17 protein-coding genes are annotated in these 21,261 nt (G+C 73.3%); 4 read left to right on the forward strand and 13 right to left on the reverse strand.

The genetic code is table 11. The annotated features are described in order from the left end of the window. Positions 1 to 100 precede the first annotated feature (100 nt). The 3 genes from H181DRAFT_RS05240 to H181DRAFT_RS05250 form a co-directional block, all read right to left on the reverse strand. Positions 101 to 1,555: a helix-turn-helix domain-containing protein gene (locus tag H181DRAFT_RS05240; RefSeq protein WP_074467714.1), complete on the reverse strand. Its 1,455-nt coding sequence runs from the start codon at positions 1,553 to 1,555 to the stop codon at positions 101 to 103. Positions 1,556 to 1,774: 219 nt separating this feature from the next. Next, positions 1,775 to 2,191: a DUF3017 domain-containing protein gene (locus tag H181DRAFT_RS05245; protein WP_045862969.1), complete on the reverse strand. Its 417-nt coding sequence runs from the start codon at positions 2,189 to 2,191 to the stop codon at positions 1,775 to 1,777. A 46-nt stretch (positions 2,192 to 2,237) separates the two neighbouring features. After that, positions 2,238 to 3,110, reverse strand: a complete 873-nt coding sequence (locus H181DRAFT_RS05250) for a bifunctional methylenetetrahydrofolate dehydrogenase/methenyltetrahydrofolate cyclohydrolase (RefSeq protein ID WP_045862970.1) — start codon at positions 3,108 to 3,110, stop codon at positions 2,238 to 2,240. Between the two features lie 465 nt (positions 3,111 to 3,575). Here H181DRAFT_RS05250 and H181DRAFT_RS05255 point away from each other — a divergent pair, with 465 nt between their 5' ends. Together H181DRAFT_RS05255 and H181DRAFT_RS05260 are read left to right on the forward strand one after the other, a co-directional pair. Further along, positions 3,576 to 4,346: an RDD family protein gene (locus tag H181DRAFT_RS05255; RefSeq protein WP_045862971.1), complete on the forward strand. Its 771-nt coding sequence runs from the start codon at positions 3,576 to 3,578 to the stop codon at positions 4,344 to 4,346. A gap of 177 nt (positions 4,347 to 4,523) precedes the next feature. Next, on the forward strand, positions 4,524 to 5,111 hold the full coding sequence (locus H181DRAFT_RS05260; protein ID WP_045862972.1) for a hypothetical protein: 588 nt from the start codon (positions 4,524 to 4,526) through the stop codon (positions 5,109 to 5,111). Positions 5,112 to 5,273: 162 nt separating this feature from the next. Here the strand turns inward: H181DRAFT_RS05260 and purH are convergent, their stop codons facing one another. Continuing rightward, positions 5,274 to 6,935, reverse strand: a complete 1,662-nt coding sequence (gene purH, locus H181DRAFT_RS05265; protein ID WP_045862973.1) for a bifunctional phosphoribosylaminoimidazolecarboxamide formyltransferase/IMP cyclohydrolase — start codon at positions 6,933 to 6,935, stop codon at positions 5,274 to 5,276. Then, positions 6,928 to 7,602 (reverse strand): phosphoribosylglycinamide formyltransferase, encoded by a 675-nt coding sequence (gene purN, locus H181DRAFT_RS05270; protein ID WP_045862974.1) that lies wholly within the window; start codon positions 7,600 to 7,602, stop codon positions 6,928 to 6,930. The genes purH and purN overlap by 8 nt, the downstream gene beginning before the upstream one ends. 286 nt (positions 7,603 to 7,888) lie before the next feature. On the opposite strand from purN, the gene H181DRAFT_RS05275 reads away from it, so the two are divergent. After that, entirely contained in the window at positions 7,889 to 8,746 is an 858-nt protein-coding gene (locus tag H181DRAFT_RS05275; RefSeq protein WP_045862975.1) for a hypothetical protein, read from the forward strand. An 80-nt stretch (positions 8,747 to 8,826) separates the two neighbouring features. On the opposite strand, the gene H181DRAFT_RS05280 is transcribed toward H181DRAFT_RS05275, so the two are convergent. Beyond that, positions 8,827 to 10,356, reverse strand: a complete 1,530-nt coding sequence (locus H181DRAFT_RS05280; RefSeq protein WP_139131668.1) for a cell division protein PerM — start codon at positions 10,354 to 10,356, stop codon at positions 8,827 to 8,829. 323 nt (positions 10,357 to 10,679) lie between these two features. Between H181DRAFT_RS05280 and H181DRAFT_RS05285 the strand changes: the two genes are divergently transcribed. Further along, the gene (locus H181DRAFT_RS05285; RefSeq protein ID WP_254666700.1) at positions 10,680 to 11,450 is read left to right on the forward strand and encodes a sigma factor-like helix-turn-helix DNA-binding protein; all 771 of its coding nucleotides are present in this window, start codon (positions 10,680 to 10,682) and stop codon (positions 11,448 to 11,450) included. Positions 11,451 to 11,552: 102 nt separating this feature from the next. Here the strand turns inward: H181DRAFT_RS05285 and sucD are convergent, their stop codons facing one another. The 7 genes from sucD to H181DRAFT_RS05320 all read right to left on the reverse strand — a co-directional run bounded on the left by sucD (position 11,553) and on the right by H181DRAFT_RS05320 (position 21,253). Continuing rightward, positions 11,553 to 12,470: a succinate--CoA ligase subunit alpha gene (sucD, locus tag H181DRAFT_RS05290; RefSeq protein WP_045862976.1), complete on the reverse strand. Its 918-nt coding sequence runs from the start codon at positions 12,468 to 12,470 to the stop codon at positions 11,553 to 11,555. A 40-nt stretch (positions 12,471 to 12,510) separates the two neighbouring features. Continuing rightward, complete coding sequence (sucC, locus tag H181DRAFT_RS05295) at positions 12,511 to 13,683, reverse strand: ADP-forming succinate--CoA ligase subunit beta (RefSeq protein ID WP_045862977.1); 1,173 nt, start codon at positions 13,681 to 13,683, stop codon at positions 12,511 to 12,513. A gap of 458 nt (positions 13,684 to 14,141) precedes the next feature. Further along, entirely contained in the window at positions 14,142 to 14,642 is a 501-nt protein-coding gene (locus H181DRAFT_RS05300; protein ID WP_045862978.1) for a hypothetical protein, read from the reverse strand. Between the two features lie 235 nt (positions 14,643 to 14,877). Further along, a complete protein-coding gene (locus H181DRAFT_RS05305) occupies positions 14,878 to 16,050 on the reverse strand; it encodes a hypothetical protein (protein WP_045862979.1) in 1,173 nt (390 codons plus the stop codon). 99 nt (positions 16,051 to 16,149) lie between these two features. Continuing rightward, positions 16,150 to 17,007, reverse strand: coding sequence for a hypothetical protein (locus H181DRAFT_RS05310; RefSeq protein ID WP_139131669.1), 858 nt, complete (start codon positions 17,005 to 17,007; stop codon positions 16,150 to 16,152). A gap of 455 nt (positions 17,008 to 17,462) precedes the next feature. Further along, a complete protein-coding gene (locus H181DRAFT_RS05315) occupies positions 17,463 to 18,701 on the reverse strand; it encodes a VWA domain-containing protein (RefSeq protein WP_078895493.1) in 1,239 nt (412 codons plus the stop codon). After that, on the reverse strand, positions 18,698 to 21,253 hold the full coding sequence (locus H181DRAFT_RS05320) for a DUF5682 family protein (protein WP_254666717.1): 2,556 nt from the start codon (positions 21,251 to 21,253) through the stop codon (positions 18,698 to 18,700). Before H181DRAFT_RS05320 ends, H181DRAFT_RS05315 begins: the two co-directional genes overlap by 4 nt. Positions 21,254 to 21,261: the final 8 nt, after the last annotated feature.

Raw genomic sequence — 21,261 nt, forward strand, 5'->3', positions numbered from 1 at the left:
GGACGGCGCGGATCACGCCCTTCGCGCGGTGCCGGCGGGCACGGGCCGCACGGCGTCCGTCGCGCGCCCGGGCCCTTGTCGGGCCTGGCCGCGTCGCCCGTCAGGGGTTCGACGGCTGCGCCGCCGGCGCCGAGGGCTCCGTCCCGTCGCCGGACTCGGCGGCACCGCCGGTCTCCGCCACACCGCCCGGTTCTGTGCATCCGGTGGTGCCCGCCGCGAGGGTGGCGCAGGCGCGGGCCTCCGTCGCGGAACTGACGGCCACCATCTCGGTGTAGGCGTCGTTCGTCGAGCCGACCTCGTCGCTCTCGGCGTGCCCGCCCGCGCTGATCTTCAGCCCGTCACCCTGGGCGGCACCGGTGATCCGCCCCCAGGCGGCCTTGCACACCTTGCTGTAGCGCACCTCGACCATGCTCGGGCCGACGAAGGCGGAGCTGCTGCTCTTGACGTTCTGCCCGCCGCAGCCCATCTCCTCCGGGTCCTTGCCGATGCAGTCCTCGCCCTGGCACTTCACGCCCGCCGGCAGGTTCGGCGCGGTCGTGGAAGGCGAGGGCTTCGGCGAGGCGTTGCTGTTGTCCGTCACGCCGGGGAGCCCGAACATCAGCACCCCGACGGCGATCACGGCGAACGCACCGGCGGCACCGGCGAAGAGAGCCGCGTACCGCACCTTGCGGGAAGCCCGCTCGGGATCCTGCGGAGCCGTCTGCGGCACCGGACCCTGGGGGCCGCCGGGAGGCACGGAGGCCCCGGGCGACACTGCCGCGCCGGGAGCGGCCGCGCCCTCCGCGGCCTTGCGCAGTGAGGCGACGCTGCCCAGGACGTACGTCCCCGACGAATCGCTCTCCGCAGCGGGTGGACGCTCCTGCGTCGCGGGCCATGCGCCCAGGTCGACCCGCTGCCGCTCCCTCGCCGCCCCCCTGCGGGGAAGCGGCCTGAGCATCGCCGTGTGGTCGTCCCCCGGCGGCTTCTCGAACTCCGGGCGCTCGGCCCGGCCGGAAGCGGCGCCGCTGCCCTGGAGTTCGGAGGCGGAGGGCGGAGCCGCCGAAGAGGCGGCGGGTCCGCGGGTGTTGAGAGGCTCGGCGTCGCCCTCGCTCCCGGCAGGCGCGTCGCCGCGCGACACGCCCTTGCCCTTCTTGCCTGTCTGGTTCCCCCCGTCGGCCCCGCCCTTGGCCTTCGTCTTGTTGCGGGGGCGCTTCTTGCCCTTGGCCGGTTCGTCCCAGAACTCCCCGAGCGCCTCACGCGCCTGGGCGACGCGGATGGCCTCCATCGTGACGTCGTGCCGCATCTCCGCGCGGCTCCACGCCCGTTCGGCCAGTTCCCACATCGTCTCCAGGTGACGGATGTCGGTGTCGGTCACCTCCGCCAGAGCGTGCGCCGCGCCGCGCGGCGGCAGCAGCCGGCCGCCCAGGTACTTCTCCCAGGACGACTTGCTGTAGCCCGTGCGGTCGGCGACCGTCGCGACGCTCATCCCGCTGCGGTCCACCAGCCGCCTCAGCTGGCTGGTGAACTCGCGTATCTGCGGATCCAGTTCCTCCGGTAGCGGCCTCCACCGAGGCATGTGCCTCCCCCTCGTCCCCCGAATTCGTCGACATTCCCCGCGCTTGGTCGTCACTAGTCTGCCACCACGACCCGCTGGTGCGGCCATGCCGGGGGCCCGCACTTCACCGTGGAAGTACGGGCCCTCCGCCGACGTCACCCGGCGTGGCGGCGCACGTGCCCTGCGCCGACGACGGCGCCCCGGAATGCCGGAGTGGCGGCGCTCCGCGGCGGTTGTCCGCTACTGGGTTCCTTCGCTGCCTCTGATCGTGAAGTGGAGGATGTCCTCCAGGATCGGGATGCTCAGCAACGGGTCGGGTTGCGCCATCAGCGCCAGCAGGCAGATGGCCAGACCGAGCAGCCCGTACGTCAGCATGTCCGTGAAGCGGGAACGGACCGCGAGCATCCCCACCGACGGCATGAACCTGCGCAGTACGGCACCGCCGATCAGCGACGCCCCGATGATCAGGGTCCCCGCGCGGAACTCCCCGATCGTCACCAGCAGCCCGATCAGCACCCCGCAGCACACCGCGAGCAGCGGCCACTGCCGGTAGGGCGCCGCGTGACCGGCTCCCATCGCCCGCCGGCCGCCCTCGGGACGGGCCGTGTCCCGCGTCACCGTGGGGAAGCGGCGCGTGCCGCGTGCGTTGACCTTCATACCCTCACCACTCGAGATCTCGACGGCCCGACGGCTCCGTACGGCCTCACCGGGGGTCCTGGACGGGCCCCACGCCCCGCTCGGCCGCCTCGACGACGTTGACGAGCAGCTGCGCGCGGGTCATCGGGCCGACGCCGCCGGGGTTGGGTGAGATCCATGCCGCGACCTCCGCCACACCAGGATGCACGTCGCCGACGATCTTGCCGTGCTCGTCCCGGCTGACGCCCACGTCCAGAACGGCCGAGCCGGGGCGCACGTCCTCCGGCTTGATCAGGTGGGGCACCCCCGCCGCGGCCACGACGACGTCCGCCTGCCGCAGCAGCCCCGGCAGGTCGCGCGTACCGGTGTGGCACTGCGTCACCGTGGCGTTGACGCCGCGCCGGGTCAGGAGCAGCGGGATGGACCGTCCGACGGTGATGCCGCGCCCGACGACGACGACGTGCGCCCCGTTCAGCTCGACCTCGTGACGGCGCAGAAGCTGGATGATGCCCTGGGGCGTGCAGGGCAGCGGGCCCGGCTCGTTCAGCACCAGGCGGCCCAGGCTCGTGGGGTGCAGCCCGTCCGCGTCCTTGGCCGGGTCCATGAGCTGGAGCACGCGGTTCGTGTCGATGCCCCGGGGGAGCGGCAGCTGGACGATGTAGCCGGTGCACTCCGGGTCGTCGTTCAGCTCGCGTACGACAGCCTCGATCTCCTCCTGGCCGGCCGTCGCGGGCAGCTCGCGCTGGATCGAGTTGACGCCGATCTGCCGGCTGTCGCGGTGCTTGCCGGCGACGTACTTCTGGCTGCCGACGTCGTCGCCGACCAGCAGGGTGCCGAGGCCGGGCGTGACGCCCCGCTCCCTGAGCGCCGCGACACGCTCCTTCAGGTCGGACTTGATCGATGCCGCCGTGGCCTTGCCGTCGAGAATCTGGGCCGTCATGGGTCCCATACTCCCGGATGCGGGGCGCCGGGCAGAAATCCGTATCGCTCCGCAGGACACGGAACGCTCGGCGGCCCGGGCCGGGGCCCGCTCCGGGCACCCCGTGCGGATCACCCTGCACGGTCCCCGGGCCCCGCGCGGATCCTCCTGTGCAGACCGTGTGACGGAACGGGGGCGGGAGCACGGACCGGATAACGGGAGCCTCGGCATCACGTTGCGGATTCGCCACATTCCCGGATCCAGCTGGACAGCGTCGCACTTCGCCGACCACCATGAAGCGGCGGCGCCACGCCCGGACTTGGAAGACAGTCCGCAGGGCGCCGCAGCATCGGGGGAGGCACATCGTGCATAACCGCACACCTCACGCAGTCCACGTCCACGTCGGCGTCTGCGGGGGCGGAACTGTCGTTCCCCCGAGAACTACGGCCCATTCCGCTCCCAGACGAAGCACGTAGGAAGGCACCCGTGAGCTACCCACCGCCTCCCGGTCAGGACCCGAACAACCCTTACGCCCAGCAGCAGCCGCAGCAGCAGCCGTACGGGTACCCGCAGCAGCCGCAGCAGGGCGGCCAGCCCGCGTACGGCTACCCGCAGCAGCAGTACGGCCAGCCCCAGTACGGGCAGCAGCCCCAGGGCGGCGTCCCGGGCCAGCCCGGCTACGGCTACCCGCAGCAGCCCGGAACGGTGCAGGCCAACAACGGCTACATAAACATCAACAACATCGGCATGGCCCAGCTGGCCACGATGGGGCAGCGGTTCCTGGCCCGCCTCATCGACGGCCTGATCATCAGCACCGTCCTCACCATCGTGATGATCGCCGGCCTCGGCAGCGCCATCGGCCTCGGCAACGACCTGGAGGAGTGCGGCACTTACACGACGCCGGGCTACAGCCAGTGCGTGCAGGACGCTCAGGAAGCCAGCATGGGCGCCCTCGGCGCCATGATGGTCATGATGCTCTGCCTCGCCGTCTTCCTCGCGCTGTACGAGTGGCTGATGATCGCCTTCAAGGGCGCGACGGTCGGCAAGATGGCCATGGGCCTGCGCGTCGTGAAGGAGGCCGACGGCCAGCTTCCGGGCGCCGGCGGCGGCTTCATCCGCTACATCATCCCGATCGCGGGCGCGGTCGCGTGCTACATCGGCGCGCTCCTCGTCTTCCTCTCGCCGTTCTTCGACAACAGCGGGAAGCTGCAGGGCTGGCACGACCGCGCCGCGGGCACCGTCGTCATCAAGAAGTAGCGGACGGCCGCGCGCCTCGCGGCTCGCACCCGTCCGGGACCTCGGCACCACCACGAAGGCCGCGCCGCACCTCACGGGGGCGCGGCCCTTCGTGCGTCACGGGCGCGAGCCGCGCCCGCCCGGCCCCGTACGCACCGCCCGAACCGTCCGCACCTCCAGACCGAAAGGCACCGACCCATGAGTTACCCGCCGCCCGGGCCTCCCGGCAACGACCCGTACGCGCAGAACCCGTACGCCCAGCAGCCGCAGCAGCCCCCGACGGCGCCCTACGGCTACCCGCAGCAGCCCCAGCCGGGCGGGCAGCCCGCGTACGGCTACCCGCAGGCCGCGCCCCCGCCCGGCCCCGGCGGGTTCCCGGGGCCGCCGCCCGGCGTGATGCCGAGCAAGATCAACGGCGTCCGCGTGATGATGTTCATCGCGGGCAGCTTGCAGACCCTGGTCTCCATCGCCGTGATGATCGGGCTGGGAGTGGCCGCGGGGAACCTGCACGGCATGCCGGGGTACGCGAGCGCGCACACCCCCATCGGCGTGCTGTACATCCTCTTCGGCGTCTGCCTCGTGCACGCCGTACTGGGGATCGTCCTGGGCTTCTTCGTACCGAAGGGCGGAAGCTCGACCCGTACCGGCGGCATCGTGTGGGCCTCGTTCCTCACCCTCTTCGGGCTGCCGTTCGTGCCCCTCGGGCTGCTGTGGATGGCGCTGGGGATCACCTGCATCGTGCTCCTCGCGCAGGAAGGCGCGTGGTTCAACAGGCCGCGTTACTGACCCGGTTCACCCTCGCTTCGAGGCACCGCGCAGCACCGTACGACGGCACGCACCCCGGCCGCCCTGCCAGGCGCCCGGGGTGCCGCGCATCAGGCCGGTGCCGCGCATCAGGCCGCTGACCTGTCCGGCTCGGTGGATCCCGGCACAGTGCGGCTGCCCGGCTCAGTGGAAGAAGTGCCGCGTCCCCGTGAGGTACATCGTGACGCCCGCCGCCGTCGCCGCGTCGGCCACCGCCTCGTCGCGCACGGAGCCGCCCGGCTGCACGACAGCCCGGATCCCGGCACGCGCCAGCACCTCCAGCCCGTCGGGGAAGGGGAAGAAGGCGTCGGAGGCCGCGTAGGAGCCGCGTGCCCGCTCCTCCCCCGCGCGCTGCACGGCGAGCTTCGCGGAGTCGACGCGGTTGACCTGGCCCATGCCCACGCCGACGGTCGCGCCGTCCTTGGAGAGCAGGATCGCGTTCGACTTGACCGCGCGGCAGGACCGCCACGCGAACGCCAGCTCCTCCAACTCCGCCGCGCCCAGCGGCTCGCCCGTCGCCAGCCGCCAGCCGGCGGGGTCGTCGCCGGCCGCCTGCAGCCGGTCCCTGACCTGGAGCAGCATGCCGCCCTCGATGGGCCTGGACTCGACCGTTCCGGACGGCTCTCCGGGACAGCGCAGCACCCGGATGTTCTTCTTGCGGGACAGCACCTCGACGGCGCCCTCCTCGTAGTCCGGCGCCACCACGACCTCCGTGAAGATCTCCGCGACCTGCTCGGCCATGGCGACGGAGACCGCGCGGTTCACGGCGATCACCCCGCCGAACGCGGAGAGCGGGTCGCACGCGTGCGCCTTGCGGTGCGCCTCCGCCACGTCCGAACCCACCGCGATACCGCACGGGTTGGCGTGCTTGATGATCGCCACGCAGGGGCTGCCGGCGTGTTCGTAGGCCGCACGGCGCGCCGCTTCGGTGTCGACGTAGTTGTTGTACGACATCTCCTTGCCGTGCAGCTGCTCGGCGTAAGGCAGTCCCGTGCCGCTGCCGTCCGTGTACAGGGCGGCGGGCTGGTGGGGGTTCTCGCCGTAGCGCAGCACGCGGCGGCGGGTGCAGGCGGCACCGGCGAAGTCCGGGAGGACGGGCGGCTGTCCGCCCTGCCCGGCCCCGGTCTCCCGGGACGTCCCGACGCCGTTGCCGCCCCCGTCACCGTCGGTGTCCGCGTATCCGCCGGCGAACCAGTTCGCCACCGCCACGTCGTACGCCGCGGTGTGCTGGAACGCTTCGCCTGCCAGCCGCTTGCGCTCCTGGAGGCCGAACCCGCCGCTCTCCACGGCCTTCAGCACGTCCCCGTACCGGTCGGGATCGACGACGACGGCCACCGAGTGGTGGTTCTTGGCGGCCGCGCGGACCATCGACGGACCGCCGATGTCGATCTTCTCCACGCATTCGCCGGGCGTGGCTCCCGAAGCGACCGTCTCCCGGAAGGGGTAGAGGTTGACGATCACCAAGTCGAAGGGCTCCACGCCGAGTTCGGTGAGCTGCTCGCGGTGGGAGGCGAGCCGCCGGTCCGCGAGGATGCCCGCGTGCACGCGCGGATGCAGCGTCTTGACGCGTCCGTCCAGGCACTCCGGGAAGCCGGTCAGTTCCTCGACGGCGGTCACCGGCACGCCCGCCGCCGCGATCCGCTCCGCGGTGGAGCCCGTCGAGACGAGCCGGACGCCCGCCGAGTGCAGACCGCGGGCCAGCTCGTCGAGGCCGCTCTTGTCGTAGACGCTGACCAGGGCCCTGCGCACGGGCAGCCTGCCGCCCCCGGCGCTCGTGCCACCCTCGCTCGTGCCGCCTTCACCCATGTTGCAGCCGTACCTTTCGTCCTTCGATGCGGTAGCCGTCGCGGGAGAGACGTCCCACGACATCGACGAGCAGCCGTCGCTCGACTTCCTTGATCCGCTCGTGGAGAGCGGCGCCCCCGTCGGCGTCGTCCTCGTCCAGGACCTCCACCACGCCCTGCGCGATGATCGGACCCGTGTCGACACCGTCGTCGACGAAGTGGACGGTGCACCCGGTCACCTTCGCCCCGTAGGCGAGCGCGTCGCGCACGCCGTGCGTCCCGGGGAAGCTGGGGAGCAGGGCGGGGTGCGTGTTGACCACCCGCCCGGCGAAACGGGCGAGGAACTCCTTGCCCACGATCTTCATGAAGCCCGCCGAGACCACGAGGTCCGGCTCGTGCGCGGCTGTCGCCTCGGCCAGGGCGCGGTCCCACTCCTCCCGCGCCGCGTAGTCCCTCACCCGGCACACGAAGGTGGGGATCCCGGCACGCCGCGCGCGCTCCAGCCCCTCGATCCCGTCCCTGTCGGCGCCGACGGCGACGATCCGCGCGCCGTACGCCTCCTCCCCCTGCTCCGCGACGGCGTCGAGGAGCGCCTGCAGATTCGTTCCCGACCCGGAGACGAGGACCACGAGACGGCGGACGGGTCGGGAAGCGGAGCGGGAACGGCCCGGGCTCTGGTGCGCAGCCACGACGAGGCTCTCTCTCGGGGGAATCCCCGGCACCGCGGGACGGTTCGGGGCAGCAGCGGTTTGTGTGGTCGTACGAACTCGTCGAGCACCGGTTTCCGGGGAACTCTACGAAGCGTCCGGCCGTCGGCAACGATACCGGCCCCTCACACGGCCCCCACGGGACGGGGGCGGGCACGGCAGGTAGCGTCAGGAGGGACAGACCCGAGCCTGCGCCGAGACACGCACCGGCACACGAGGCACGACCGGCAACCGGCACGACAGGACGCAAGGGGAAGACACACAGCACATGACGGACCGAAGTCGCCGCCGCGCGGCAGCCCCATCCGACAGCACCTCGCGCGAGGACAACCCCTTCGCGGCACCGCCGGAGGGGCAGCCGGACCGGCCATGGCAGCCGCGCCGCGGAACCGGCTCACGGCCCGGCACGGACGCGGGCGAGTCCGGCGGGCCCGGAGGGCGCGACGGCTCGGAGCCGGGGGCCGAGGGCTCGGACCAGGGGTCCGGCGAGCGGCCCTCGTCCTGGGGCAGCCAGTGGAGCAGCCGCCAGCCCGGCAGGCAGAGCGGCGGCTTCGGCGGTTCCGGCGGGGACGGCGGTGACGGCGGCAACGGCCGTGGCGGGCCGCGGGGCGGCATGAGGTGGGACCCGACGGACCCGCTGCAGCGCCACGCGCGCTACTCCCTGCACAGCGGCATCTGGGCGCTCTTCTTCGCCCTCTTCAGCCTCCCGGAGGTGGCTCTGCTCCTGGGCGCCCTCTCCCTGTACTGGGGCATCGACGCGCTGCGCAACAAGTCACGGCCGCGCGGCGCGGGTTCGGGCAGGCGCGGAGGCGGGTCGGGCGCCGCGGCGCGGGCCGAGGACGTCGCGGGCAGCGACCGCCGGGAGACGGAGGAGAAGCCGAAGGCGGCGTCCCCGATCCCGGTGTCCGTGACGCCGGCGCAGGCCGCCAAGTCCCGTACGACGGCGGCGATCAGCGGTCTGATCACCGCGTCGCTGGCGCTGGCCGTGGTGGCGGCGACGTTCGCCTTCCAGTCCGTCTACCGCGACTACTACACCTGCACGCAGGACGCCCTCACGCAGTCCTCGCGTGAGGACTGCAAGGACCTCCTGCCGAGCAACCTGCGCCCGCTCCTCGAAGACCGCTGATCCGGCGCGGCCCGCTCTGCGCGGGCGTGCCGGGGCGGCCGCGCCGTCCCGGCCCTCCTCCGGTCCCCCGTACCGCCGGTTCAGTACCTGCGCGGCTCGAAGTCGGGCATGAGCCCGCCCGACGCGCTCTTCAGCGCCGCCCAGCGGGCCTGCCGCGCCGACGTCGCGTGCCATTCGTCGTCGGGTCCGGGATCCCGCAGGCGCCATGACCGTACGAGCAGCGCCACCGGCGTCCCCACAGCCGTGGCCCACAGGGCCGCCGACGAGCCGGCCAGCCACCAGCTCGGCCCGAACACCGCCAGCGCCCGCGTGCCGATCGCCCCTCCCGAGGAGGCCGCGAGCACGGCCAGGCCCACGCCGCAGCAGCACGCGACGAGGACGACTGCGCACACCGTGCTCCGCCACCCCGCGGCCTCCGGCCTCCGGCCCCCGTCGGGAACCGCCGCACGCCCCACGAACCAGCCGGCGGTGACGCCGGCGGCCAGCGGTACGGCGCCGGAGAGGACGCAGGCGAGGATCCCGCCCGCGCCGTCCGCGGGGACGGCCGCGAGCAGGGGGAAGGGCGGCAGCCCGGGGTCGCCTCCCGGGGAGAACGGGCCCACCGGCGTCCCCGCTCCCAGTACGAACCCGGGGCCCAGCCCGTACGACGCGGCCCAGACGGCCGCGTTCGGCAGCAGCGCGACCACGAGCAGGAGCACGGCGAACCGGCCCGGCCACGCCTTGGCGAGCGCGGGGAACGACTCCCGCACGCCGTCCAGGTTCCACAGCAGCGCGCCGGCCGTCAGCAGCAGGCCGCCGCCGCACAGGACCGCCAGGGTGACGAGCGCGGTACGCAGGGGGCGGAGGCGCCGCACCAGCTCCACGGTCTCCCGCGGGTACGGCAAGAGCGGGCGCCCGTCGGTCGCCGCCTCATCGGGAGCCTCGACGCCGCCCGAGCCGCCCGAGCCGCCGGAAGCGGCGGCCGGTGCCCCGCCGGGTTCCGCGCCGTCCGCCGCCGTCCTGCCGGGCGCCGGACCGTCGCTCTTGGGCGCGATGCGCGCTCCCCCCGCCAGCATGGCCGCCGCCGCCACGCACAGCACGAAGAGCGGCAGGCGCACCACGGCGCTGAGGACGTCGGCACGCACCGGCGCGGCCGACGTGAACAGCACCGCGAGGGCGCCCGTCAGCAGATACCCCGCCGCGACCCAGCCCACGGGCGCCAGGAAGCCCGGCTCCGGGCGGTCCGCTCCGGCCGGGATGCCGAGGCGCTGCTCGCCCGCCGACAGCGCCCGCACGCAGGCCCGGTGGAGCAGCCAGACGGGAAGCACCATGAGCAGCAGCGGCGTCAGCGCGACGGGTGCGGGCGCTCCGGACAGGGTCTCGGTGCGTACGAGGCTGCTGCCGTGTCCCAGCACCCACAGGTCGGCCGCCACGTGGAGGGCGGCGTCCGCACCGGTGTCGGGGTACGGGGTGATGATCCACAGGAGCAGCACGAGCACGGTCAGCGAACCGAGGCCCAGCCCCGCGGCGATCACGCCTTCGAAGAGCCACGCGGCCTGTGACGGCTGCGTCCGCGCGGTCGTTCGGCTGTGCGGGGACAACGTCGGGCTGCGATGCGTCACTTGGCTCACGTCGACATGCTGTCAACAACACCCGTTCTGATCTGGTAACACGCTTTTTGTCGCTGTGTCGCCCACTATGTCCACATGCACCTTGTCACACTAACCGCGCGCCGACGGTGGAACGCATGAGCGGGGAACGAGAGGACGCGCCCCGGGCCGACGGCGACGAGCAGGCGCGGAGCGGCCGTTCGGAGCCCGCGGAGTCTCCGGAACCCCAATCCCCGCCGCCGGGGCCCGCGTCCGGGTCCGCATCCGCCGAAGCCGCGTCCGGATCCGTATCCGTATCCGTAGAGGCAGCAGCCGCAGAGACCGGCTCCGCGGAGGCCGGCTCCGTGCCGGACGTCCGCGGGTGTGCCGCCGACGTCTTCGACCGGCTCCATGACCGCCATGCCCCGTCGCTCACGCGTCAGGTCTTCCTGCTGTGCGGACGGCCGTCCCTCGCCCGGCGTTCCGTCGGGCACGCCTTCCGGCTGGCGTGGCAGCGCTGGCCCGAAGTGGCCGTCGACCCCGACCCGGCGGGCTGGGTCCGTGCGGCCGCGTACCGGTACGCCCTCGCTCCCTGGCGCAACTTCCGCCTGTCCGGCCCGCTCCGCCACGCGCGGGCCATGCGCAACGTCCCGCCGGGCGACCGCGGACTGTTCGACGCGCTGCTGCGCCTGCCTCCCTCGTACCGCGCGGTCGTCCTGCTGTGCGACGGGCTGGGGTTGGACCCCGCGGACGCCGCGGCGGAAGTGGAGGCGAGCAGCGCCGCGGCCGCGGGGCGGCTCCGCCGCGGACGGGCGGCACTCGCCGAACGCGTGCCCGAACTCCGCGACGCTGCGGACGGGCAACTTCCGGCCCTGACCGCGGCCCTGCTGGGGCAGTTGGCGGCACCGCAGCCCGTGACGCTGCCGCCCGCACCGCGCGTGCGCCGGCTCGGCGCACTGCGCTCGTGGGGCGCGACGGCCGCGGCACTCGGGCTGACGGCGTCGCTGGCGGCGGCGGGCTTCACGCTCGTCGCCTCCGACGACGAGCGGAACGTGCCGCGGCTTCCCGTCCCCAAGAAGCCGTCGGCGACGCTCGCTCCGGACCGGCAGCCGGGACGTCTGCTGCCGGTCATCTGACCGGACGGCACCGTCGGGCACACGTACGGGCCCTGTCCTCCGAACCGGAGGACAGGGCCCGTACGCGGCTGAAGCGTGTGCCGCTTCTGGTGCCGGCTTCCGTCAGCCGGCGAGCACTTCGCGTGCCAGACGGGCGGTCTCGGACGGCGTCTTGCCGACCTTCACGCCCGCGGCCTCCAGCGCCTCCTTCTTCGCCTGGGCGGTGCCCGACGAACCGGAAACGATGGCGCCCGCATGACCCATGGTCTTGCCCTCGGGAGCGGTGAAGCCGGCGACGTAGCCGACGACGGGCTTGGTGACGTTCTCCTTGATGAAGTCCGCCGCCCGCTCCTCCGCGTCGCCGCCGATCTCGCCGATCATGACGACCAGGTCGGTGTCGGGGTCGGCCTCGAACGCCTTGAGCGCGTCGATGTGCGTCGTGCCGATGACCGGGTCACCGCCGATGCCGACCGCCGAGGAGAAGCCGATGTCGCGCAGCTCGTACATCATCTGGTACGTCAGCGTGCCGGACTTCGACACGAGGCCGATGCGTCCGGCCTGCGTGATGTCGCCCGGGATGATGCCGGCGTTGGACTGGCCCGGAGTGATCAGGCCGGGGCAGTTCGGGCCCACGATGCGGGTCTTGTTGCCCTTCTGGCAGGCGTAGTCCCAGAAGTACGCCGTGTCGTGGACGGCGATGCCCTCGGTGATGACGACGGCGAGCCCGATCTCCGCGTCGACCGCCTCGATGACGGCGTCCTTCGCGAACTTGGGCGGTACGAAGATGACCGTCGCGTCGGCGCCGGTGGCCTCGATGGCCTCCTTGACCCCGCCGAAGACCGGCACGGAGGTGGGGGCACCGCCCACGCCGTCAGGCGTAGGGGGAGCGTCGAAGTCGACGCTGGTGCCCGCCTTGCGCGGGTTGACGCCGCCGACGATGTTGGTGCCGGAAGCAAGCATCCGCTTGGTGTGCTTCTGGCCCTCGGAGCCGGTCATCCCCTGGACGATGACCTTGCTCTCCTTGTTGAGGAAGATAGCCATGGTGTGTCGATGTCCTCGTCAGATCTCGGTCTCGTCCGGCTTACTTGGCGGCCAGTTCGGCAGCACGGTCCGCCGCGCCGTCCATGGTGTCCACCTGCTGCACCAGCGGGTGGTTCGCGTCGTTGAGGATCTTCCGGCCCAGCTCCGCGTTGTTGCCGTCGAGGCGGACGACCAGCGGCTTGTTCACGTCCTCGCCCTTGCTCTTGAGCAGTTCGAGGGCCTGGACGATGCCGTTCGCGACGGCGTCGCAGGCGGTGATGCCGCCGAAGACGTTGACGAAGACCGACTTGACGTCGGGGTCGCCGAGGATGATCTCCAGGCCGTTGGCCATCACCTCGGCCGAGGCGCCGCCGCCGATGTCGAGGAAGTTGGCGGGCTTGACGCCCTTGTGCGCCTCCCCCGCGTACGCGACGACGTCGAGGGTGGACATGACCAGCCCCGCGCCGTTGCCGATGATGCCGACCTGGCCGTCGAGCTTGACGTAGTTGAGGCCCTTCGCCTTCGCCGCCGCCTCCAGCGGGTCGGCCGCGGCCTTGTCCTCGAGGGCCGCGTGGTCGGGCTGGCGGAACTCGGCGTTCTCGTCGAGCGTGACCTTGCCGTCCAGCGCGATGACCTTGCCGTCGCCGGTCTTGACGAGCGGGTTGACCTCGACGAGCGTCGCGTCCTCACGGATGAAGACGTCCCACAGCTTCTGCAGGACGTTCACCACCTGATCGGTGAGCTCTGCCGGGAACTTGGCGGCCTCGGCGATCTCGCGTGCCTTCGCCTCGGTGACGCCCTCGATGGCGTCGACGGGGATCTTCGCGAGAGCCTCGGGCTTCGTCGCGGCGACCTCCTCGATCTCGACGCCGCCCTCGACGGAGGCCATGGCCAGGAAGGTGCGGTTCGTGCGGTCCAGCAGGAAGGAGACGTAGTACTCCTCCGCGATGTCCGCGGTCTGGGCCAGCATGACCTTCTGGACCGTGTGGCCCTTGATGTCCATGCCCAGGATGGCCCCGGCCTTCTCGACGGCGTCGGCCGGGTCGGAAGCCAGCTTCACACCGCCGGCCTTGCCCCGGCCACCGGTCTTCACCTGCGCCTTGACGACCGCGCGACCGCCGAGTCGCTCGGCCACCTCGCGCGCCGCCTCGGGCGTGTCGATGACTTCGCCGGCCAGCACCGGTACGTCATGCTTGGCGAAGATGTCCCTCGCCTGGTACTCGAACAGGTCCACGCGCGTACGTCCCCTTAATCAGTGGTTCGCGGTTGTCAGCGTGAGTGTGGGCGTGCCGCGTGGCCGCGGCGTAACGGATGGCGCGCGGCATGTCCGCCTTGCAGGTTAGCCCTGCGGGTGAGCGGTGCATAAATCCGGGCTCACACCGGCGCGGTGACAACGGTCACAGATCCGTGGTCCTGGTAGCGCACCGACGCCCTCACGCCCACCGCCCGCTCTGCGCGCCGTCGGGGGCGCGGCCGAGCGGGCTGAGGACCTTCGAACGGCACCCGGAACGCTGCGAGGTTCGTCCCACGGCAGCGCGATACCGGAGCAACTCCTGTGCGGCGGCGCCGAGTCGGGCCGGAGCCGATCGCAACGCCGGTCCCGGCACCGTGCCGTCCCGTACTCGCGGGCACGGCGAACCCCACGCCTGCACGCGGGCGGCACCGTCGGGGCGTACGGCGGGCGGACCTCCCTCAGAGGGTGGGAACCTCCGGCGTGACGGGAAGCGCGGGAAGCGACAGGGGCACGACGCCCACGCTCGGAACCCCCGGCACCACCTCGGGGGCCTCGATCACCACGTCCTCCGGCAGCCCCGCCTCGGACGGCGCGGCGGCCGTAGTCGTGACGCCGGACACAGCGCCCAGGTCCGCACGCGCGGCACCCGCAGGCGCCGTGGACACGGCCTTACCGGTCTTTTCCGTGACATGTTCGGCCGCCTTCCCCGCGCCATCCTTCATGTCGTCGGTCTGTTCTCCCGAACCGGCCTTGCCGCCGGCGCCGTTGCGGTCCGCGTCGCCCGGGGCGTTCTTGCCCATGGAGCGCTCCACGACCTCGGTCAGCTCCGATATGTCTCCCGAAGTCCCCTGTCCGGAAGGCGGATCGTCCGCCTGCACGCCGACGTTGCCGAGCACCCACAGGCCCGCGGCTGCCGCTACGAGGAGGAACCCACGGGAGGCGTTGCTGCTCCAGTGCATCGCTGTCTCGATTCAGTAGTTCGGAGTTGATGAGCGGTGAACGGTGAACGGTGTGAACTCTGTCCAGTGAGCGGTGTCGCACGAGCGGTGCCGTGCGCGGGGGCGCGTGCGCGTCTCGTGGCGTCCCGCGCCCCCCGGAGGCCGGACGGCGGTCCGGGCCGCGGGGTGGCCCAACCCCCTTGCTGAGCCACCCCGCTCCCGCTGTCCGCCGTCCGGCGACCGGGCGACGGAAGAGTCAGACCGCGGGGACCGCCGGGACGGCCGGGACGTTCACCGGCAGCTGCGAGACGCCGGGCAGACCGGGGATGTTGGCCGCGTCCGTCAGGTCGCGCGTGCTGGGCACGACGTAGATCTGCACCGCGGAGGCGGCGTCCGCCACGGTGGTGTCCACGTTGCGGTGCAGACCGGCAGCGGTGGCGTGGGCGTACGGCACGGCGTCGGCGGCGACTCCGTGGCCGAAGTGGAGGACGGCGCTGTCCACTTCGTGGACCAGGCAGTGCGTGCGGCCGAGGGTGCTCTCGGCGAACGGGGCGCTCGTTGCGGCGGCGTCGTCGACGGTCACGGCGACGTCGGAGGCGAGCTGGTCCGCGGCCGGCTGGACGTGGACGATGACGCTGCCGACGTGCTCCGGCAGCACGGACACGACGCCGGAGCCGCTCACCACGGGCTGCGCGGCGGAAGCGACCGTACGGACGGTGCCGAGGGCCTGCTGGGCGTGGTCGCCCTTGAGCGCGCCGGTCACCGGCTCGGGACGGACGCTCGCGGCGGCCAGGCCGTTGACGAGGTCACCCGTGGCGGGGGCCGACGGCAGGGCGGGCACGCGCGGGGCACCCGGCAGGTCGACGGCGGGGAGGGTACGGGCCGGCAGCTCGGCGACAGCCAGGTCCGTCAGGTCGTGGGCGGCCGGGGCGGGAAGCGGAGCGGTCGCGGGACGGACGCCCTTCTGGACCTCCTTTATCGCCTTGGAGGCGCGGCCCGTCTCGTCAAGGGCCTTGCCCGCGGCGCCCTGCGCGGTCCCGACGGCGCCGGAGGCGGCACCGGCGTTCGGCAACCCGCCCGTCACGCCGTCGGTCCGGCCCTCGGTGACGGCGCCGAGGGTGTCGCCCAGGGCCTCGGAGACGCCCGCGGTGGGCAGGGTGTTGCTCGGCAGGCCGTTCTCCGGGATGCCGTTGGTCGGCAGCTTGCCGACGACGCCTTCCGTCACGCCTTCGGTGGTCTTCTTCAGCGTGCCGGCCGCACCGTCCACGGTGCTCGTCAGGCCGCCGCCCTTGCCGGCCTCGTCCACGGCGCCGGTGACGGTGTCGGTGGGGACGGGCAGCTCCGCCGCGTTGGCGCCGGTGGTGCCGAGGGCCCAGATGCCCGAGGCGGCGGCAGCGACCATGAGGGAACGCCGGATGTTCTTGTGCATGGGAGAGTCCTTCGAATTCAGGAGATCCAACGGCTTGGGCAGACCTGTCCACCCCCGCGTGGCAGGTCGCGGGTACTGCAGACGGGGTGGAGGTCTGCCCTAGCCGGGGAATTCGAGGACGTCGGAGGCGCGGTCGCGGGTCGGCGCACCGGCCGCCGCGCTCACCGCTCCGGGCTGCGGGAGCCCGAAGAGCTCGGCATCGGTCAGATGACCGGCGAGCTGCTGGAGTCCGCCGCGCGGACCGTTGCCGTCGCTCGCGAACTGCGAGGCGCCGGCGGACGGGGCGAGAGGGACCTGCTGGAAGGGGTTCTGGACGGGACGGCCGTCACCCTCGCGAGGCATGGCGTCATGGGCCTCGGCATGGCGGACGGCGCTGTGCGCGGAGTCCGCGGCGGCACCACCGGCCGGGGTGCGCTGCACCTGCTTGCGGCCGGCGTCGCCCGACGCGGCGTCGGCGTCGCCGGCGGACGGACCGCCGTCTCCGTGACCGGCCTCGTCGTCGCCGTCGTCCTCCGGGGTGCCGTCGCCCTCGCCGTTGCCGAGTTGCAGGCCCAGCCGTTCGGTGAGACCGCCCAGGCCCACGGCGTCGCTGACGCCGCCGACGGCTTCACCGACGGGACGGGTGACGTGCCCGGCCCCCTCGGCACCTTCGGTGACGGGGTCGATGACGTGGGAAGCCGCCTCGTCGGCGGCCTCCTGGGCCTCCTGCTGCTGCTCGGCCATCTCCTTCTCGGAGAGGGAGCCGCCGGCCGGCTTCTCCGGCTTCAGCAGATCAGCGGCCTGCCCCGTGGACTTGCCCTTCCCGCCGTCCAGCGCGGTGGCGGCCTGGGCGTCGCCTCCGAAGAGGAAGGCGAGCGTCAGGAAACCGCCGAGGAAGAGCAGTGTCACCACGGCCCGCCGTGCGGCGGCCGAGCGCGGCGAGCGCACAGCGGCAGGCACAGCGGAGACAGCTGACAAGGCAGGAACCTTCCCGGGGAAATTCGGAGAACGCCGGACGCGGGCGGCTCAGAAGACGCTCACCGCGTCCTGGGCCCGGAGATCCGGACAACGGAGATCTTTGCACGCCGCCCGGCCCCCGCCGCAACTGCCGTCACAAAGTGTTCACTTCTCCTTCCGCTCTCGCGCGGGAACGCTGCGGGACCTCCGCTTCCGAGCGCTGTCGGTCATTCAACTTGCCTACAGGAGACGGGAGTTGCGGCGTGCGCGGGAAGCGTGCCGTGAGCAGGACTTGTGCAGGCGGGCCCCGGCACAACCAGGTCCCGCCGCGACCAGCTCCCGCCGCGACCAGCTCCCGCCGCGACCAGGTCCCGCCGCGGACATGCGCCCCGGTCGGGCGGCCCCGGCCTCCGCCCGGCGGGACAGCTCCGTGCGGGGCCGGGGACCGGGGGCCGTCCGGCCGGCGTGATGGGACGTCACGTCGCGGGCGGCACCGGAAGGGGCCGCTTCTCGATCGCGGCGGCCATCACCTCGGGGAAGTGGTCGGGGGTGCAGGCGAAGGCCGGGGCGCCCAGCTCAGCGAGCGCGGTCGCGTGCCCGCGGTCGTAGGCGGGCGCGCCCTCGTCGGAGAGCGCGAGCAGGCTGACGAACTGCACGCCGGCGCCCTTCATCTGGGCCACGCGCTTCAGCATCTCGTCGCGTATGCCGCCCTCGTACAGATCGCTGATGAGCACGACGATCGTCTCCGCCGGACGCGAGATCTGGGTCTGGCAGTACGCCAGGGCCCGGTTGATGTCCGTGCCGCCGCCCAGCTGCGTACCGAACAGGACGTCGACCGGATCGTCGAGATCGTCCGTGAGGTCCACGACGTTGGTGTCGAAGACCACCAGACGCGTCCGCAGCGAGCGCATCGAGGCGAGCACCGCGCCGAAAACGGATGCGTAGACGACGGACGCCGCCATCGAGCCCGACTGGTCGATGCAGAGGATGACGTCCTTCTTCACCGACTGCGAGGCGCGGCCGAACCCTATGAGGCGCTCGGGGACGACCGTCCGGTACTCCGGCAGATAGTTCTTGAGGTTGGCGCGGACCGTGCGGTCCCAGTCGATGTCCCGGTGGCGCGGACGCGTGACCTTCGCCGAGCGGTCGAGCGCGCCGGTGAGCGTCGACCGGGTGCGGGCGGCGAGCTTCTTCTCCAGCTCGGCGACCACCTTGCGCACCACGGCGCGAGCCGTCTCCTTGCTCGTCTCCGGCATGGCCCGGTTCAGGGACAGCAGCGTGCCCACGAGGTGGACGTCCGCCTCGACCGCCTCCAGCATCTCCGACTCGAGAAGCATGGCCGACAATCCGAGCCGGTCGATGGCGTCCCGCTGCATGACCTGGACGACGGACGAAGGGAAGTACGTCCTGATGTCCCCCAGCCAGCGCGCCACCTGCGGAGCCGATCCGCCGAGACCGCCGGAACGCTCACCGCGTCCCCGGCCGCGGCCGGCCGGGGTGCCGTAGAGCGCCTGGAGCGTGCGGTCCATGGCCGAGTCGGAGCCTTCGAGGGAGCAGCCCGTGCCGTCCGAGCCGTTCGCGCCGCCCAGAACGAGGCGCCAGCGGCGCAACCGCTCCTCCGACGTGGGGCTCCCCTCAGGGCTCTTGTCTCCGGTCGTGTCTCCGGCCGTGTCTCCGGCCGTGCCGGTCTGCTCTCGTGTCGGGGTCCGGTTCATACGGCCGCCTCCTCACGGTCGGTGTGCGGCACACGGTCGGCCGGTGCGCCTTCGGTTCCGGTCCCGGGCCCGCCCTGGCCGTGCGTCTCCGCCTGGGGAGGGCCGCCTTGCAGCAGCAGGCGCAGCGTCGGCAGCACGGCGTCCGCGCGGGACACGTCCAGGCCGGGGCCGAAACCCGGAAGGCCGGCCGCCGTTCCGCCGGCTCCCTCGCCCGTGCCGGCGTCCGCAGGGGCCGCGTCCGGCAAGGTCCCCCGCCGGACGAGTTCGCCCACCGTCCGCCGCACGCCCGGCTCGTACTCCGCGAACGTCCTGCGCAGCAGCGGCAGTACGTCCGTGAACGCCTCCGCCGGCACCCGGGACAGCCAACGGTCGACGAGTGCGAGCAGCCGCTCGTCGTGCACGAGCAGCATCCCGCCGCCCGCGAGGAAGCCCTCGATCCACGCCGCCGCATCGGCCGGAGCGGTACCCGGAGACAGCGCGAGGCCCATCAGCCTCGCCGCCTCCTCCTCCGCCAGCCTGCCGTCGTCCAGCAGCAACCGGGCGCACCGGCCGCGGATCACGCCCGGTATCCGGTCGCGGACGGCGAGCCGGCGAAGTACGGCGCGCCAGCGAGAATGCACCCCCGTCGCACTCTCGCCGCGCGCCTGTCCGAGAAGGGCCATCGACTGGTGCACCTCGTCGACATGGCCCCGCATCCGCGCCGCGCCGTCCGCGTCCAGGCCCGCGCACGCGGGCGGAAGGCCGACGCACACGCGTTCCGCCAGTCCTTCGGCGACCCCGGCGAGCGCCTCCGCATCGGTACCGCGGACGTCGCCGTACCGCACCGACCGCACCAGCGCGGGGAGCGCCTGCGCGAGGTGGCCGACGTCGGCGTCCAGCGCGGCCCGATCGGCCAGGACCCGCATGACCACCGGCAGCGCGTCCGGCAGTTCCGCGAGGAGGCAGCGCTCGGCGAGCGCTGTGACGTCGGCGAGGGCCGCGGCGCCGGCGGCCTGGGAGACGGCCTTCGCCGTCGCCGCGCCCAGGACCGTCGTGCCCCACACCCCGGCCTCCGCTATCTGCACCGACAGCTCCGGCTCCCAGCGCAGCCGCCAGCTCTCGCGGAACGTTCCGGTGCTGCCCGTACGGGACAGCGAGGGCACGCCCCAGTCGACGCCGAGGAGACGCAGCCTGTGCAGCAGGCGGCTGCGCGCGGAGTCGGTCTCCTTGCGCAGGTCGAGCTCCAACTCCCGTTCCGCCGCCTCCGGTTTGAGCCTCAGCGAACGCTGCAGGCGTGCGAGGTCCCGCTGGAGCGGAACGGCCGGGGCGCCCTCCGGCACCTCGCCCAGCACGTCCCCGATGACCAGCCGGTCCCGGACCAGGGCGAGCGGTACGTCCGACCCCTCGCACATCACGGCCTGTACGGCGTCGAGCGTCTCGCCCAGCCCCGCCAAGGGCCTGCCGCGCATCACGGCCAGCGACTCCGCCAGGCGGACGGCCTCGATGACGTGCGCCGAGGAGACCCCGTAGTCCTCCTCGCGCAGCAGCCTCGCCACCTTCGTCATCCAGCGCGCGACGGGGCGGTCCGGGGCGGAGAAGAGGTGGCCGTACCAGCCGGGGGAGGCGATGCCCGCCCCGTACCCGCTGCGGCGTGCCAGGCGGCGGTGCGTCCAGGGAACCCAGGTGATCTCGGTCTTCGCCTTCGGCAGGCCCTTCAGCAACTGCCTGTCGTCGGAGACCTTCGCCTTCACGGTCAGCGCGGGAACGTGCCAGGCACCGCACACCACGGCGACGGAACCGGCTCCGAACTCCCGGCACGCCTCACGCAGCCGCAGCCGCATGTGCGCCTCGCGCACCCGGTCACGCCAGACCTCGCCGCCCGGCCCCGCCCCCGCACCGCGCCCGCCCTCGGCGTCGGCGCCGCCCTCACCGCCGTCGCTCTCGTGCTCGCGGAGCGCCGCCATGGCTTCGCCGAGGACCGCGAACGGCGCCTCGGGGCCGTCCGCGGACACACCGCCCGCGCGGTGCTCCACGACGTCCTCCCACCAGCGCTCCGCGTCGTCGTACCCCGCTGCCTCGGCGAGCGCCGCCAGGGGGTCGATGCGCAGGGCCGCGCCGGACTCCGGCGCGGGGCCTCCGCCCGGCACGGAGTCAGGTGCCGCGCCGGGCGGGAGGCCGGTCGCGCTGTCCGGGGTCTCGCCGGGCCCGTCGGCACCGCCGTGGCCCTCCGGGGCCTCGGGCCCGTCGCCGTCCACTCGCCCGCCGAGCGCCAGCGAATGCGCTGCCGGGAGGTCGATGAAGCGCACCGGCACACCCCGGCCCAGCGCCCAGCGGATCGCCACCCACTCCGGCGAGAACTCGGCGAGCGGCCAGAACCCGGCCCGTCCCGGATCGTCCAGCACGTGCGCGAGCAGGGCGACCGGGGGCCGCATCTCCTCGTCACCCGCCAGCGCGACGATGCCGTCCGCCTCCGGCGGCCCCTCGACGAGCAGCACCGCCGGCTGCCGCGCCTCCAGCGCCGCCCGCACCGCGCGGGCGGAGCCCGGCCCGTGGTGCCGGACGCCCAGCAGCAGCGGCCCCG

This window comes from Streptomyces sp. WMMB 714, assembly GCF_900090125.1.
GTDB lineage: Bacteria > Actinomycetota > Actinomycetes > Streptomycetales > Streptomycetaceae > Streptomyces > Streptomyces daqingensis.